Here is a 13,662-nt window from a genome sequence, read left to right as displayed (position 1 = left end):
TCAGGTCGCCCCCGCCCGCATGTCGCGCAAACAGCAGCCATAGCGTAGCCCGGCGATGCAGCTTACGCTGGCGCTCACGATCAGCGTTCCACCCAGCGATTGCCCCCATCCCACCGCCGCAAGCCCGAGGCCAATCAGCACATAATAGGCCAGGCCGAAGATAGCCCCGGCGGTTCCCCGACAGTGGCCATAAGCGCCCAGCGCCGTGCCGAGTAGTAGCGGGATCGCCATGGCGTAGGCGCAGGTGATCCCCATCATCGGCAGCAGGAACAGCAGCGTATCCGCCAGGCAGAACACCGCTACGCTGCTGATCAGCTGTATCAGACAGGCGAGCAGCAATATTCCCGCTTCCGCAACGGCTTTGCGGAGCAGCCAACGATTGAACAGCGCCCCGGCCAACGACCCGACGGCCAAGGCGATGCCGCTGTAGCCAAAAGCCACGCTCCCCTGACGCAGCTGCGCGAAAATGAACGGCGCCAGGCTGTAATAGCTGAACAGACTGACGTTGAAGGCCGCCACCAGCAGGACCGCCAGCGCCAGCGACTTATCCGTCGCCATCTGGCGTAACAGCGGTAAAAACGCGGTGTGAACATGCTGCGGCGGACGAGTTTCCGGCAGCAGCCAGCAGCACAGCAGCAGCAAAACCGCGGCCAGCAGCGCGAGGGCCGTCAACACACCGTGCATTCCCCAGCCGGCAACAATGGCGCCGCCGAGGTAGACGCCTGCCGCCGGGCTGACCGCCAGCACGAGGCCCATCATCGAGAAGAGAGCGGCAAGCTGGCGGCCGTTAAAGCGGTCGCGAAGGATAGTCTGGCTCACCACAGACCCCGTTGCCGCACCGAACGCCGACAGTATCCGGGCGACCAGCAGTAAAGTGAAATCACGCGCCGCCAGCGCCAGCACGCAGCCCAGGGCATAGGTCGCGAGACCCGCCAGTAGCGCCGGACGCCGGCCATAGCGGTCGCTGAATCGGCCCCAGTACAGAACGCCGACGGCGAAGCCGATAAAGTAAACCGACAGAGTCTGCGCCGCCTCTGCCGCGCTGATGGAAAAATAGCGGCTGATATCGGTCAGCGCCGGACTGTAAATCGTCTCCACGATCTGCGGGAACATCAATAATGCGGTGACCAGCACCATGGCCGAACGCCCGAACATCATCACCTCCTGAACCATTAAGAGGCGCTATTGTAGGCGGACCATAAATCGCACATTATAAACATAATGACTTTTTATATCGGAAATAAGACATCATGGCATGGCTCGAGGCGAATGCGCTATTTAATCCGGACGATCTGCATAACAGGGTGATTGGCGTCTGCTCGGCGCTGGGCCAGCATGATTCCGGTAGCCACCTGCACCGGATGGGACAGCTGCTGTTTACCCGTCAGGGCTGCGTACGCCTGACCCTCAACAACGGCGCGCTGCTGTGCCTGCTGCCGCCCACCCGGGCGGCCTGGATACCGGCCGGTATAGACCATCGTGCGGAGATGAAAAGCATTGTCGACTATCGCTCGATCTGGTTTCATCCGACCCACTATCCTGCTCTCCCACGTCATCCGGCGATCCTTAACGTCGGCCCGCTGCTGCGCGAACTGCTGGAGCGAATCGCCGCCAGCCCGTGGGATAGTGACTGGCAGAACGGCATCGGCTGGCACCTCGCCGCGCTTTGCGAGGCGGAAATGTGCAGCGCGGCGCAGGAGCCGATGATGCTCGCCCTGCCTCAGGATAAGCGTCTGGCGCTGCTCGCCGGCGACGCCCTGCCGCCGCCGCTGCAGCAGCTGGCGATCCGCTGCGGAGCCAGCGAAAAGACCATCAGCCGGATTTTCCGTCGCGATACCGGGATGACTTATCAGCAGTGGCGCCAGCAGTGGCGCCTGATGAAAGCGGTGGAGCTGCTGGCCACCGGGGCGCGTATTACCGATACCGCGCAGGCGCTGGATTTCGCCAGCGACAGCGCCTTTATCTACTTTTTCCGCACCATCACCGGCATGACGCCGGGACGCTATTTCTCACCGCAGACCACGCGTTAACGATCGCCGCCCGGCGCAAAGGGCGGCAAGGTCAGGAACGTGTTTTGCAGTCCTTCCGACCACGCCTTGCGAATGGTGTTGAAGTACGGGTCGCTTTCGGTGATGCGATGCTGGCCGGCGCTGCTCAAACTGCCGCTGCGGTACAGCAGCGTGTCCAGCGGCAGGCCCACGGAGAGATTGCTGCGCAAGGTGGAGTCAATCGAGATCAGCGCACAGCACATCGCCTGCTCCAGCGATGTCTCCCGGCTGAGCACCCGGTCGATAATCGGCTTGCCGTATTTGCTCTCGCCAATCTGGAAATAAGGGGTGTCGTACGAGGCTTCAATAAAATTGCCTTCCGGGTAGATATGGAAAAGGCGATGCGTTTCCCCGGCAATCTGCCCGCCCAGCAGCAGATTACAGTTGAAATTGGTGTTGCCACAGTGCTGCTGATTGCTGCTGTCGCGCTGAATCACCTCCTGCAGCGTTTTGCCGATCAGCATCGCCGCATCATACAGCGAACTCACCTGCATCAAATTAGGCTCCTGCTGAGTCGCAATCCGCGTACTCAGCAGGCTTATGACGCTCTGGGTGGTGGCCAGATTGCCGGCGGACTGTAGCACCATGACGCGTTCACCGTCCTCGGCGAAGACATGGAGCTTTTTAAAGGTCGCAATATGATCCACTCCCGCGTTGGTACGGGAATCTGAGGCGAAAACCAGTCCATCCGCTAAACACATGGCCACACAGTAGGTCATCGTTAATTGTTCCTGCTTTTATTGCTGCTGTGCCTGTTGCGAATGCTCGCGCACTTCAGCGTTGGTTAGCATTATTTCCCCGCCGCCGCCCAGCCGGGTACCGCGCACCGGGCAGGCGTCAAGATAGTCCAGCCCGGTCGCCAGCCGCAGATGCTGGTTGAGGTGACGGGTATTATTGGTGATATCAAAAGATTGCCAGCGTCCGTTGAGCCACACCTCTGCCCATGCGTGCATCGCGACATGCTGGGCATTATCGCTGTAAACGTAGCCGCTGACGTAGCGCGCCGGAATCTCCAGCGCGCGACAACAGGCGAGGAAGACGTGCGTGTGATCCTGGCAGACGCCTTTTGCCCTGGCAAAGGCATCCGCGGCAGAGTCCTGTACCTGCGTGGCTCCCGGTGAGTATGGCATTCTCAGCAGCAGGTCCGCCATCAGTTGATTCAGGCTCTCCTCCGGCTCGTCGTGGCGATACAGGCGCCGGGCAAACTCGCGGATCCGATCGTCGGCACGGGTCAACGGCGTACAGCGTAAATAGACCAGCGGAGAGAGCAGCTCCTCTTCCGCCACATCGCTCTGTTCGCTGTCCTCGGCAATATCCACGATCCCGCTGGCGCGGATGGCAATCTCTTTGTGAGGATTGTCGAGCGTTAACACATGCAGGACATTTCCCCACGCGTCGGTGGTCGTCACCGCCGCGCCTTCCGGCAAGGTCAGCGTCCAGGCGGTAATGGTTTGCCGCCCGGTGCTGCGCGGCGTCAGGCGCAGATACTGGGTCGAAAACTTCACTTCTTCATCGTAGCCGTAGCGGGTCAGGTGATCGATGACCAGTTTCATAGCGCCTCCAGATAAGTTTGTCTGATGCTGTCGGACAGAGCATTAATACGCGCCAGCAGTCCGTTGAGGTAACTTTGTAAATCGGCGCCCGCCAGATCGTCGCGGGTGCTGAAGCGCAGATCGACATTCAGCTGATGCGCCAGGCGCAGCGGCAGGTGCGAGCGGTCGTTGGCGATATGTTCCAGCTGACCAATCAGATCGGAGATACAGGCCCGCAGGGATCGCGGCACGTCGTTGCGCAAAATCAGTAGCTCCATCACCGTCTCCCGGGTGACCGGCTGGCGAAAGATACTGTTGTAGGCTTCCCGGGCGCTGACCGCGTTAAGCAGAGTATCCAGCCGGTAGTATTCGCGTACCGAATCCGGATCGCTGCTCAGCTGCTGATCCTTGATCAGCAGCAGTTGCGTGGTGGCGTAGGCCCGTTCAATCAAGGTGCCGATACCGATAAAACTCAGCGCGTCATTGCGCAGCAGCGTACCCAGCACCGCGCCGCGAAACAGGTGCACCCGCTCCTTTACCCACTCGAAAAAACCATCGGTGCCCAGTTCGCTAATCCCTCGCTGGCGGAGCTGGCGCAGTTCAATGCGCGTCGCGTTGATGCACTCCCACACCTCGGCGGACAGGCTGCCGCGAACCGCGTGCGCGTTGTTCCAGGCCATCTCCACGCAGCTGTAAATGCTGCAGGGGTTGTTGCCGTCGAGGGCGAAGAAGTTGAGCAAATTGCTCATGGTGAAGCGCGCATGTCGCGCCTGAAACAGTTCATGGGTTAAGGACAAATTCAGCGGCAGGGCCAGGTCCCGCGACTGCTGGCTGTGACGCGGGATCATCGACAGCTTCCACGTCACATCGAGCACCCGGGCATAGCTTTCCGCGCGCTCCAGGTAGCGCGCCATCCAGAATAGTTCACTCGCAGTCCGACTCAGCATGATTCACCATCCTCCATCACCCAGGTATCTTTGGTGCCCCCGCCCTGCGATGAGTTCACCACCAGCGAGCCTTCGGTAAGCGCCACCCGCGTCAGACCGCCTGGCACCAGACGAATCTCCTGGCCGGAGAGGACAAAAGGACGCAAATCGATATGCCTCGGCGACAGCCCCCCTTCCACGAAGGTCGGACAGGTTGACAGCGCCAGGGTCTCCTGTCCGATATAGTTAGCCGGATTGGCCAACAGACGCTGACGAAACATCTCCCGCTCTTCTTTGGTTGAACGCGGCCCCACCAGCATGCCGTATCCCCCGGCGCCATGAACTTCCTTGACCACCATCCTCTCGAGATTGCCCAGCACGTACTGCAGATCCTCCGGCTTACGACACTGCCAGGTGGGAATGTTGTTCAGAATCGGCTGCTCGCCAAGATAGAACCGGATCATCTCCGGCACAAAGGGGTAGATCGACTTATCGTCCGCCACACCGGTGCCAATCGCATTAGCCAGCACCACGCCGCCCGCGCGATATACCGACAGCAGGCCGGGCACGCCGAGCATTGAGTCGGCGCGAAACGCCAGCGGGTCGAGATAGGCATCATCAACACGCCGGTAAATCACGTCCACCCGCCGCGGCCCTTCGGTGGTGCGCATATAGACCGCGCCCGATTTAATAAACAGATCGGCGCTTTCTACCAGCTCAACCCCCATCTGCTGGGCGAGGAAACTGTGTTCGAAATAGGCGCTGTTAAAACGCCCGGGCGTCATCACGACCACACAGGGATCGTCCACCGGGGAACTTTCACGCAGGGTTTGCAGCAGGTAGCCCGGATAGCGCTCGACCGGCGCAATATGGTGATTTTCAAACATCTCCGGGTAGAGACGCATCATCATTTTGCGGTTTTCCAGCATATACGAGACCCCAGAAGGGGTCCGCAGGTTATCCTCCAGCACGTAATACTGGCCGTCGCTGTTGCGCACCATATCGATGCCGGTAATGTGGGCATAGGTATTATTGGGCAGATTTATCCCCTGCATGCAGGGCTGATATTGCTCATTGGCCAGTACCTGCTCCGCCGGAATAAGGCCCGCGCGCAGGATATTTTGCTCGTGGTAGATATCGTACAAAAAGGCGTTCAGCGCTTTGACCCGCTGACGAATACCGCGATCGATCTTTTTCCACTCTCCGCCGGGAATGATGCGCGGGACGCTATCAAACGGAATCAAACGCTCGGTACCTTCATCTTCCCCATACACATTAAAAGTGATGCCGATGCGGTGAAAAAGCAGCTCCGCCTGCTCTTTCTTTTGCCGGATAGAGAATTGATCGGTGTTGTGAAACCATTGCCACCAGGCGTTATAGTGGTGACGCTGCTGTCCCTGCGCGGTAAGCATCTCATCATAATAATGCCCGTCAGGAAGCGTTATTTTTATCATGGCCGTCTCCTCCGGTTATACTCACGTTGGGGTAACCCCGCAAAGAGATAAGCATTTATTATGCCAGGTAGCAGACGGCATGAGACGAGTGCAATTCCCCGCAGCGCGCCGCTTTATTGTGCAAAAAACCATCACCCCGATAGCCGATGCCACGCCGGTTGTGCACCACCATGAGGCAAATATCGTGCGCCTGCGCCATCAGGGTTAGCCCCCGTTCAGCCAGCGCGCGTAATGCTCCGGCCATTCGACGGTCGGCGTACCGGGACGGCCCATGGCAAAACCATGTCCGCCGCGGGCATAGCGATAGAGGCTGACCGGTATCTGATGCTGCCGACAGGCGGCGGCCATGATCAGGGTGTTATGCGGATCGGACACCGAATCGTCCTCCGCCTGGGCCAAAAAGCAGGGCGGCGTCTGTGCATTGACGTAGGTCTGGACCGACCAGGCGCGGTCAACCGCCTCTGAGGCATGGGCTCCTGCCAGCATCCGGTGCGTCGCGGTATGGCTATAGGGCGACATCAGCGAAATAATCGGATAAATCAGCGCGGCTTTATCGGCACGAGCCGGGCGATCATCGAGGGCATCCTGCGGCGAATAAGCGGCAAAATCGGCCCGGCAGGCCGCCATACCCAGCAAATGCCCGCCGGCGGAAAACCCCAGCAGGCTGACCTGTTCTTCCCGCGCGCGAATCAGCCGCAGCGCCCGCTGGGCGTCCTGCAACGGCGCCAGCGCGCCGGCGCCCCACCCTTCGCCGGGCAAGCGGTAGCTCAGGATATAGGCGGTATAACCGCGTGCGGTCAGCCAGCGCGCGGCAGGCCAGGCTTCTTTCGTCATTTCGATGCGCCGGTAGCCGCCTCCGGCGGCAATCAGTACACCATGACCGCGGGATAGCGCCGGTCGCCACACCGTCAGCTGCGGCCGGGCAATATGAGTGAGCGCGCCGCGCGCAGAGAGCCGCGGCGCCCCGGATGGCCCGCCGCCGCCCGGCGGTTGGCCAGGCCATAAGCAGAGCGCCTCATCCCGGCGATCGCTGGCCCCGGCGCGTGCCGCAGCCCACAGCGACACGGCGCTTAACAGTAGAAAATGACGTCGATTCACCCACAGTTCTCCTCAGACTTTAATCGACCGATAACAGCACACCGCCGCTCTCCCCCGGTCTTTTATTCTCGTTTCTCTGCCCGGACGGGCAGGTAAATTGTCTGTTTTCACGCAAAATGTTACCTGCAACACCCCGGATGGCGGATATTCGTCTAAGGTTTTCTGATGGTCAAATGCAGTGGCAAGACCGTCTGAAATGATAAGGAGAATTCCCCATGACGAGATCGGTTTCACGTCGTCCCGCAACGTTGCCTTACGCTTTATCTCTGGCGCTCGGAGGCGCGATTTTCGCTTTATCGACGCTGGCCGCCCAGGCCGTGGAAACCAAACCCGTGCCGCCATCTCCGGATGTGATGCTCGGCCCGCTGTTTAATGATGTACAAAATGCCAGACTCTTCCCCGACCAGAAAACCTTTGCCGATGCGATCCCCAATAGCGATCCGCTGATGATCCTGGCCGACTATCGCATGCAAAAAAACCAGACCAGCTTCGACCTGCGCCATTTCGTCGAGCTGAACTTCACCCTGCCGAAAGACAATGACCGCTACGTTCCGCCGAAGGGTCAGACGCTGCGTCAGCATATCGACGGCCTGTGGCCAGTGCTCACCCGCAGCACCGTTGAAGTCGAAAAGTGGGACTCTTTGCTGCCGCTGCCTAAACCCTACGTGGTGCCCGGCGGCCGCTTCCGGGAAGTGTATTACTGGGATAGCTACTTCACCATGCTGGGCCTGGCCGAGAGCGGACACTGGGATAAAGTTGAGGATATGGTGACCAACTTCGCGGCGGAGATCGATGCCTGGGGCCACATCCCCAACGGTAATCGTAGCTACTATTTAAGCCGCTCACAGCCGCCGTTTTTCTCATTTATGGTGGAGCTCCTCGCGACCCATGATGGCGATCGGGTGCTGAAAACCTGGCTGCCGCAGATGGAAAAAGAGTACCAGTACTGGATGCAAGGCGCCGATGCGCTGGAGCCGGGAAAAGCCAACCAGCGGGTGGTGCGTATGGAGGATGGCGCGCTGCTGAACCGCTACTGGGATGATAACGATACGCCGCGTCCGGAATCGTGGCTCGATGATGTCACCACCGCGAAGAACAACCCGAATCGTCCGGCGACCGAGATCTATCGCGACCTGCGTTCTGCCGCCGCCTCGGGCTGGGATTTCAGCTCACGCTGGATGGATGACCCGAAAAAACTGGGCACCATCCGCACCACCAGCATCGTGCCGGTCGATCTCAACGCGCTGATGTTCCACATGGAGAAAACCCTCGCCCGCGCCAGCAAGGCCGCGGGCGACAGCGCCAAAGCGGCGCAGTACGATGCCCTGGCCAACGACCGCCAGAAGGCGCTGGAGAAATATCTGTGGAATGATAAAGCGGGCTGGTACGCCGATTATGACCTCAAGACTCATAAAGTACGTAATCAGCTCACCGCCGCGGCCCTGTTCCCACTGTACGTCAACGCCGCTTCCCGCGAGCGCGCGGCGAAGGTTGCTGCGGCGGCAGAATCGCAGCTACTGAAACCCGGTGGCTTAACCACGACTAACGTGAACAGCGGTCAGCAGTGGGATGCACCGAACGGCTGGGCGCCGCTGCAGTGGGTTGCCGCCCAGGGGCTACAAAACTACGGTCAGCAGAAAATAGCGATGGAGGTGAGCTGGCGTTTCCTCAGCAATGTCCAGCATACCTACGACAGTCAACAAAAGCTGGTCGAAAAGTATGATGTCAGCTCGACGGGCACCGGCGGTGGCGGCGGTGAATATCCGCTGCAGGACGGTTTCGGCTGGACCAACGGCGTCACGCTGAAAATGCTGGATCTGATCTGTCCGCAAGAGAAACCGTGCGATTCACTGCCGGCCTCGCGCCCGGTCGAGAATGTGGAAAAACCCGTTGCCGCCGTCAGCACCCAGCCGGCCGCCAACGATGCTGTCGCCGAACCCGCTAAAAAATCGGCGCCGTAAACTTCGTACGCGGCGGGCTCACCGCCGCGTTTTTTGTCCAGACTCTCCTGCGTTCCCCCACTCCGGCCCTTGTTCTCATTCCTACCCTTACGGGGTAGTTCGTACACAAATCCAGCTCTCCTTGATCTCAAGCAATTCCAGCATCGTTATATATGTAAATATATAACGATTTTTTCATCTTATTGTTTCAGGAAAGAAACTTATGCCTCTATCCCGCCGCACCTTTATCCAGGCGCTAAGCCTGCTCCTGTGTCTCCCCACCCTGGAGGGGACGGCGGCTACGCCGCTGGCTTTGCACGTAGGTGAACGCCCCGCTCCCGCTCATATTCGTCGGATTATCAGCGCCGGGGCTCCTGCCGACATGTTGCTGCTTGCGGCAGCGCCGGAGAAGCTGCTGGGATTTTCCTCTTTTGATTTTTCTCAGTTCCCGGATGCCCCCGTCCCGGCGGACATCGCCCGACTTCCCAGACTGGGGAGACTTGCCGGACACGCCAGCACGCTATCGCTGGAGACGCTGCTCGCGCTTGAACCCGATCTGGTGGTGGACTGCGGCAATGTAGACGACAGCTGGGTCTCTCAGGCACAACGGGTCAGCGAACGTAGCAAGATTCCGTGGGTACTGATCGGCGGAAACCTGGCCTCATCAGCCCAGCAGCTGCTTACGATTGGCGATATCGTTGGGACCGAAGCCCGTACGCGGCGGCAGGCGGCGCTGGCGCAGAGATTCATCGCCGACGCTCAGGCCTTTTCAAGCGGTTCCAGAGCACGGACGCGCTTTTATGCCGCCCGCGGGGCGAAGGGACTGGAGACAGGGTTAGCGGGATCGCTGCATACCGAGGCGGCAGAGCTGCTGGGGCTGGAAAACGTTGCCCGCGTCGCCGGACGCAGCGGGCTCACCCAGGTCTCTCTGGAAAATCTGCTGGCCTGGCAACCGGATATCATCCTGACCCAAAATGTGACGACGCGAAACTACATTCTGCAGGATCCTGCATGGAAGGGAGTCAGCGCCGCTGCGAAACGGCAGGTGCTACTGCTTGATGGTTTGCCGTTTGGCTGGCTGGATGCGCCACCGGGCATTAACCGTCTTGCCGGGATGCGCCGGCTTCATGCCTGGCTCGACCCACGGATCCAGACTTCGCTGCAGGATGATTTAACTCGCTATAGCTCGCTCTTCTGGCATGCAGCGTTAACGCCTGCCCGCTATGCTACATTGATGCATTCAGCATGAAACTATCTACGCTAAGTCTCATACTGCTGCTGGCTGCGCTACTGACTATCTCTGGCGCCTTGTTGACTGGCCCGTGGAATCTCACCGTCGGGCGTTTGTTCGAGCTCTTATTCACTCCCCATAGCGCGTCGCTTCCTCCCCAGGCAACTATCGTCTTCTGGCAAATCCGCCTGCCGCGAATTATCGCCGCCCTTGCCATCGGCGCGTCGCTCTCCGCTGCGGGAGCGGCCTATCAGGGCATGTTTCGTAACCCCCTGGTCTCGCCGGATATTCTGGGCGTGGCCGCCGGAGCCGGTCTGGGCGCCTGTCTCGCCATCTGGCTGGGCTTGTCGATATTCTATATCCAGCTGTTGGCCTTTTGCGGTGGTCTGCTGGTCGTTCTGAGTGCCGGCATACTGGCCCGCGCCATCACGCGCCACGATCCGGCGCTGACGCTGGTATTGGTAGGCATTGCGCTCGGCACGCTATGCGGGGCGGGCATTTCACTGATTAAAACCCTGGCCGATCCTTATACTCAGCTTCCCTCTATTACGTTCTGGCTGTTGGGCGGCTTAGCGGATATTACCCTGCGCGATCTGGCCTTTGCCGCTCCGCTGATGATTATCGGTTGCCTGCCTCTATGGCTGCTACGCTGGCGCCTTAACCTGCTGACGCTGTCCGATGACGAAGCTCGTTCTCTGGGCATTGATGTCGCACGCTTACGGTTGATTGTGGTGGTCTGCGCGACTCTGGCCACCGCCAGCGCGGTAGCCATTGCCGGTATTATTGGCTGGATTGGACTGATTGTTCCGCATACCGGACGCCTGCTGACCGGCAGTAATCACCAGCGTTTGCTGCCGGTGGCAATGGGGATCGGCGCAATCTTGCTGCTCTTCACCGATACCCTGGCTCGCGGGCTGAGTGCAACCGAGATCCCGCTGGGAATTCTGACCTCATTTGTCGGCGCGCCGTTCTTTCTGGCGCTGCTGCTGCGAGGAAACCGCCCATGACACGGCTTACGATTCAGCATGCCAGCGTGGGTTACCCGGGACGCCCGGTTCTTCGCGAAGTGTCATTTTCTCTGACGTCTGGCTCGGTATGCTGTCTGCTGGGCGCCAATGGCAGCGGCAAAACCACGCTGATGCGCAGTATTCTCGGGCTCCTTCCCCTGCTCTCTGGTCAGATTCTGATAGACAGCATCGCCATCGCACAAATGACCCCTCGTGACCGTGCGCGCGCCGTCGCCTGGGTGCCACAGGCCCACGACGGAGCCTTCGCTTTTAGCGTGCTGGAGATGGTCCTGATGGGACGAAGCCCCTACATCGGCACCTTTTCCCAACCAATCAAGAGCGAACACCATATCGCCTTAGCCCAGCTGGAGACGCTCGGCATTGCCCATCTCGCAACCAGGAACTGGGCCACGCTGAGCGGTGGCGAACGCCAGTTGGCGCTTATCGCCCGCGCACTGGCGCAGCGGCCGCGGCTGTTGCTGTTGGATGAACCCGCCTCAAGCCTCGACTTTGGCCATCAGATTCGCCTGCTCGACACGCTACGTGAACTTCGCCAAAACGGCATGACCCTGCTGATGGCAACCCATCATCCGCTGCACGCTCTCGCCGTTGCCGACACGGTTATCCGGGTTGAAGCGGATGGGCTTGTCAGCCACGGACCACCGTCAACCCAGCTTCAGCCAGATAACCTCGCCGGGCTCTATGGCGTTACCCCCGCCCAGATTCGTCACCACCTTGGCAACCCTCACTTTCAGGAATGATTATGCTTATTGATGATATTGATTTTGCAGAACTATACCGACAACAGCTCAGATTTGCCGGTCGCACGGAAAAATCCCCTGCCCACTGGGACGCCCGGGCGGAGAAAATGTCCATCAGTTGCAGCGATCCAGCGGACAGCTACCTTGTACAGCTGCTGGCAAAAATCGATCTCACCGGCGCAGAGACCTTATTCGATATGGGCTGCGGGCCGGGAACCGTGTCGCTGGCGCTGGCTGATAAACTTCACGCCGTGCACGGCGTCGATTACAGCCCGAAGATGCTCGACGTTGCCGCAAGGCGTGCCTCGCAAATGGGCATCACCCATGCTCACTGGCACTGCCGCGCATGGGAATCATCGTGGCACGATATTCCCCGCTGCGACATTGCCGTCGCCTCCCGCTCAACGCTAGTTGGCGATATGCAGGAAGCGATGACTAAACTCCACCAACAGGCACGACTACGCGTCTATACCACACATCTCGTCAGCCCGACATTTATGTCGCCGGCCATCCAACGCGCGCTGGGTCGCGCGGTTATCGAACTGCCAAATTACATTTACGCGCTGAACATCCTCTATCAGATGGGGATTCAGGCGCGGGTCGATTTTATCCGTGGCCGCAACTGTCAGCGCGATAACAGCACCTACGAACGCTTCGAAGAAAATGTTAAGTGGACGCTCGGCGTACTCAGTGATGAAGAGCGAGCACGGCTTCACCATTGGTACCAACAGCAGGCCCCGCAGGCCATCGCGCCCGCTACCCGTAACTGGGCGCTGATCTCCTGGGATTGCGGAGAAAGAGCATGATCTACATACCTCAGGCGCTAACCGATGCATGGTTGATGGAAGATATTCAAGGCGGAGACCTGACGACCCGCGCGCTGGGAACGGGAAACCAGGCGGGAATAATGGAGTTTCGCCATCGTCAGGGCGGCTGCGTGAGCGGCATTGCGCCGGCGGAGCAGATGCTGCGAAGCCTCGGGTTAACGGTCACCGCACGTTTGGAAGATGGCGCCCAGGCAAGGCCAGGCGAGGTGCTACTGCGCGCGACCGGTCGCGCATGTGCGCTGCAACAGGGCTGGAAAGCCGTGCAAAATGTGCTGGAGTGGAGCTGCGGCGTATCGGCCTACGTTGCGCAGATGCTGGCCCTGCTGCATACCCGACTTCCCAACGCGCATATTGCCTGTACCCGCAAGGCCATCCCCGGCACGCGGCTGCTAGGCACCCAGGCGATCGTCGCCGCAGGCGGCTTAATCCATCGTGCTGGCTGCGCCGAAACGCTGCTGCTGTTCGCGAACCATCGTCGCTTCCTTACCGACGACGGCGACTGGGCCCACGCCATAGATCTGCTGCGTCGACGCTCACCCGAAAAAAAAGTGGCCGTGGAAGCCGATACGCCGGAAGAAGCGCTGGCTGCGCTGCGAGCACAACCCGACATTTTGCAACTTGATAAATTTACGCCTCAGCAGGCCCGCGAGGTCTCAGATCAAGCCCGCCATATCGCCCCGCTTTGCACGCTGGCACTGACCGGCGGAATGACCCTCGCCAGCCTTTGTCAGTACCTCGATTGTGGAATTGAATTGTTTATTACTTCGGCGCCGTGGTATGCGCCACCGGCTGATATTCAGGTTCGACTGAGGCCAGACAATTCAAAATAAAAATAACC

14 protein-coding genes are annotated in these 13,662 nt (G+C 59.7%); 8 read left to right on the top strand and 6 right to left on the bottom strand.

What is annotated here, in order from left to right; translation table 11 throughout:
- Nucleotides 1–1,155, bottom strand: a complete 1,155-nt coding sequence (locus tag Q1L34_RS09530; RefSeq protein WP_064356936.1) for a Bcr/CflA family efflux MFS transporter — start codon at nucleotides 1,153–1,155, stop codon at nucleotides 1–3.
- Nucleotides 1,156–1,250: 95 nt separating this feature from the next.
- Here Q1L34_RS09530 and Q1L34_RS09525 point away from each other — a divergent pair, with 95 nt between their 5' ends.
- A complete protein-coding gene (locus tag Q1L34_RS09525) occupies nucleotides 1,251–2,030 on the top strand; it encodes an AraC family transcriptional regulator (RefSeq protein WP_327204475.1) in 780 nt (259 codons plus the stop codon).
- Here the strand turns inward: Q1L34_RS09525 and Q1L34_RS09520 are convergent.
- The 4 genes from Q1L34_RS09520 to Q1L34_RS09505 are packed head-to-tail and all read right to left on the bottom strand — an operon-like array spanning nucleotide 2,027 to nucleotide 5,960.
- The gene (locus tag Q1L34_RS09520; RefSeq protein ID WP_327204474.1) at nucleotides 2,027–2,767 is read right to left on the bottom strand and encodes a proteasome-type protease; all 741 of its coding nucleotides are present in this window, start codon (nucleotides 2,765–2,767) and stop codon (nucleotides 2,027–2,029) included. The two genes, Q1L34_RS09525 and Q1L34_RS09520, sit on opposite strands and share 4 nt — an antisense overlap.
- Before the next feature lie 18 nt (nucleotides 2,768–2,785).
- Entirely contained in the window at nucleotides 2,786–3,601 is an 816-nt protein-coding gene (locus tag Q1L34_RS09515) for a transglutaminase family protein (protein WP_004863760.1), read from the bottom strand.
- Complete coding sequence (locus Q1L34_RS09510; protein ID WP_048024019.1) at nucleotides 3,598–4,527, bottom strand: alpha-E domain-containing protein; 930 nt, start codon at nucleotides 4,525–4,527, stop codon at nucleotides 3,598–3,600. The genes Q1L34_RS09515 and Q1L34_RS09510 overlap by 4 nt, the downstream gene beginning before the upstream one ends.
- A complete protein-coding gene (locus Q1L34_RS09505; RefSeq protein ID WP_327204473.1) occupies nucleotides 4,521–5,960 on the bottom strand; it encodes a circularly permuted type 2 ATP-grasp protein in 1,440 nt (479 codons plus the stop codon). Before Q1L34_RS09505 ends, Q1L34_RS09510 begins: the two co-directional genes overlap by 7 nt.
- Nucleotides 5,961–6,039: 79 nt before the next feature.
- Here Q1L34_RS09505 and Q1L34_RS09500 point away from each other — a divergent pair, with 79 nt between their 5' ends.
- The gene (locus Q1L34_RS09500; RefSeq protein ID WP_255265535.1) at nucleotides 6,040–6,168 is read left to right on the top strand and encodes a hypothetical protein; all 129 of its coding nucleotides are present in this window, start codon (nucleotides 6,040–6,042) and stop codon (nucleotides 6,166–6,168) included.
- Here Q1L34_RS09500 and Q1L34_RS09495 read toward each other — a convergent pair.
- Entirely contained in the window at nucleotides 6,165–7,058 is an 894-nt protein-coding gene (locus tag Q1L34_RS09495; protein WP_327204472.1) for an alpha/beta hydrolase, read from the bottom strand. The genes Q1L34_RS09500 and Q1L34_RS09495 overlap by 4 nt on opposite strands.
- 215 nt (nucleotides 7,059–7,273) lie before the next feature.
- Here Q1L34_RS09495 and Q1L34_RS09490 point away from each other — a divergent pair, with 215 nt between their 5' ends.
- The 6 genes from Q1L34_RS09490 to modD all read left to right on the top strand — a co-directional run bounded on the left by Q1L34_RS09490 (nucleotide 7,274) and on the right by modD (nucleotide 13,654).
- Nucleotides 7,274–9,019 carry an alpha,alpha-trehalase gene (locus Q1L34_RS09490; RefSeq protein WP_004863774.1) on the top strand — a complete coding sequence of 582 codons (1,746 nt, stop codon included), beginning with the start codon at nucleotides 7,274–7,276 and terminating at the stop codon, nucleotides 9,017–9,019.
- Between the two features lie 202 nt (nucleotides 9,020–9,221).
- On the top strand, nucleotides 9,222–10,247 hold the full coding sequence (locus Q1L34_RS09485; RefSeq protein ID WP_048024015.1) for an ABC transporter substrate-binding protein: 1,026 nt from the start codon (nucleotides 9,222–9,224) through the stop codon (nucleotides 10,245–10,247).
- Nucleotides 10,244–11,236 carry a FecCD family ABC transporter permease gene (locus tag Q1L34_RS09480; protein WP_015584042.1) on the top strand — a complete coding sequence of 331 codons (993 nt, stop codon included), beginning with the start codon at nucleotides 10,244–10,246 and terminating at the stop codon, nucleotides 11,234–11,236. Before Q1L34_RS09485 ends, Q1L34_RS09480 begins: the two co-directional genes overlap by 4 nt.
- Nucleotides 11,233–11,997: an ABC transporter ATP-binding protein gene (locus tag Q1L34_RS09475; RefSeq protein WP_004863782.1), complete on the top strand. Its 765-nt coding sequence runs from the start codon at nucleotides 11,233–11,235 to the stop codon at nucleotides 11,995–11,997. Before Q1L34_RS09480 ends, Q1L34_RS09475 begins: the two co-directional genes overlap by 4 nt.
- Before the next feature lie 2 nt (nucleotides 11,998–11,999).
- Complete coding sequence (locus Q1L34_RS09470; RefSeq protein ID WP_327204471.1) at nucleotides 12,000–12,803, top strand: class I SAM-dependent methyltransferase; 804 nt, start codon at nucleotides 12,000–12,002, stop codon at nucleotides 12,801–12,803.
- On the top strand, nucleotides 12,800–13,654 hold the full coding sequence (gene modD, locus Q1L34_RS09465) for a ModD protein (RefSeq protein ID WP_004863789.1): 855 nt from the start codon (nucleotides 12,800–12,802) through the stop codon (nucleotides 13,652–13,654). Before Q1L34_RS09470 ends, modD begins: the two co-directional genes overlap by 4 nt.
- The last annotated feature ends 8 nt before the right edge of the window (nucleotides 13,655–13,662 follow it).

It is taken from the genome of Klebsiella ornithinolytica (assembly GCF_030505655.1).
GTDB classification, from domain to species: Bacteria; Pseudomonadota; Gammaproteobacteria; order Enterobacterales; family Enterobacteriaceae; genus Klebsiella; species Klebsiella ornithinolytica.
The sequence above is the reverse complement of the archived record's forward strand: the minus strand, read 5'-3'. Positions and strand labels throughout refer to the sequence as shown.

Bases quoted from the DNA above. Each gene is read 5' to 3' on its own strand.
- Q1L34_RS09530 (WP_064356936.1), bottom strand. From the start codon at position 1,155: ATGTTCGGGCGTTCGGCCATGGTGCTGGTCACCGCATTATTGATGTTC.
- Q1L34_RS09525 (WP_327204475.1), top strand. From the start codon at position 1,251: ATGGCATGGCTCGAGGCGAATGCGCTATTTAATCCGGACGATCTGCAT.
- Q1L34_RS09520 (WP_327204474.1), bottom strand. From the start codon at position 2,767: ATGACCTACTGTGTGGCCATGTGTTTAGCGGATGGACTGGTTTTCGCC.
- Q1L34_RS09515 (WP_004863760.1), bottom strand. From the start codon at position 3,601: ATGAAACTGGTCATCGATCACCTGACCCGCTACGGCTACGATGAAGAA.
- Q1L34_RS09510 (WP_048024019.1), bottom strand. From the start codon at position 4,527: ATGCTGAGTCGGACTGCGAGTGAACTATTCTGGATGGCGCGCTACCTG.
- Q1L34_RS09505 (WP_327204473.1), bottom strand. From the start codon at position 5,960: ATGATAAAAATAACGCTTCCTGACGGGCATTATTATGATGAGATGCTT.
- Q1L34_RS09500 (WP_255265535.1), top strand. From the start codon at position 6,040: ATGAGACGAGTGCAATTCCCCGCAGCGCGCCGCTTTATTGTGCAAAAA.
- Q1L34_RS09490 (WP_004863774.1), top strand. From the start codon at position 7,274: ATGACGAGATCGGTTTCACGTCGTCCCGCAACGTTGCCTTACGCTTTA.
- Q1L34_RS09485 (WP_048024015.1), top strand. From the start codon at position 9,222: ATGCCTCTATCCCGCCGCACCTTTATCCAGGCGCTAAGCCTGCTCCTG.
- Q1L34_RS09480 (WP_015584042.1), top strand. From the start codon at position 10,244: ATGAAACTATCTACGCTAAGTCTCATACTGCTGCTGGCTGCGCTACTG.
- Q1L34_RS09475 (WP_004863782.1), top strand. From the start codon at position 11,233: ATGACACGGCTTACGATTCAGCATGCCAGCGTGGGTTACCCGGGACGC.
- Q1L34_RS09470 (WP_327204471.1), top strand. From the start codon at position 12,000: ATGCTTATTGATGATATTGATTTTGCAGAACTATACCGACAACAGCTC.
- modD (WP_004863789.1), top strand. From the start codon at position 12,800: ATGATCTACATACCTCAGGCGCTAACCGATGCATGGTTGATGGAAGAT.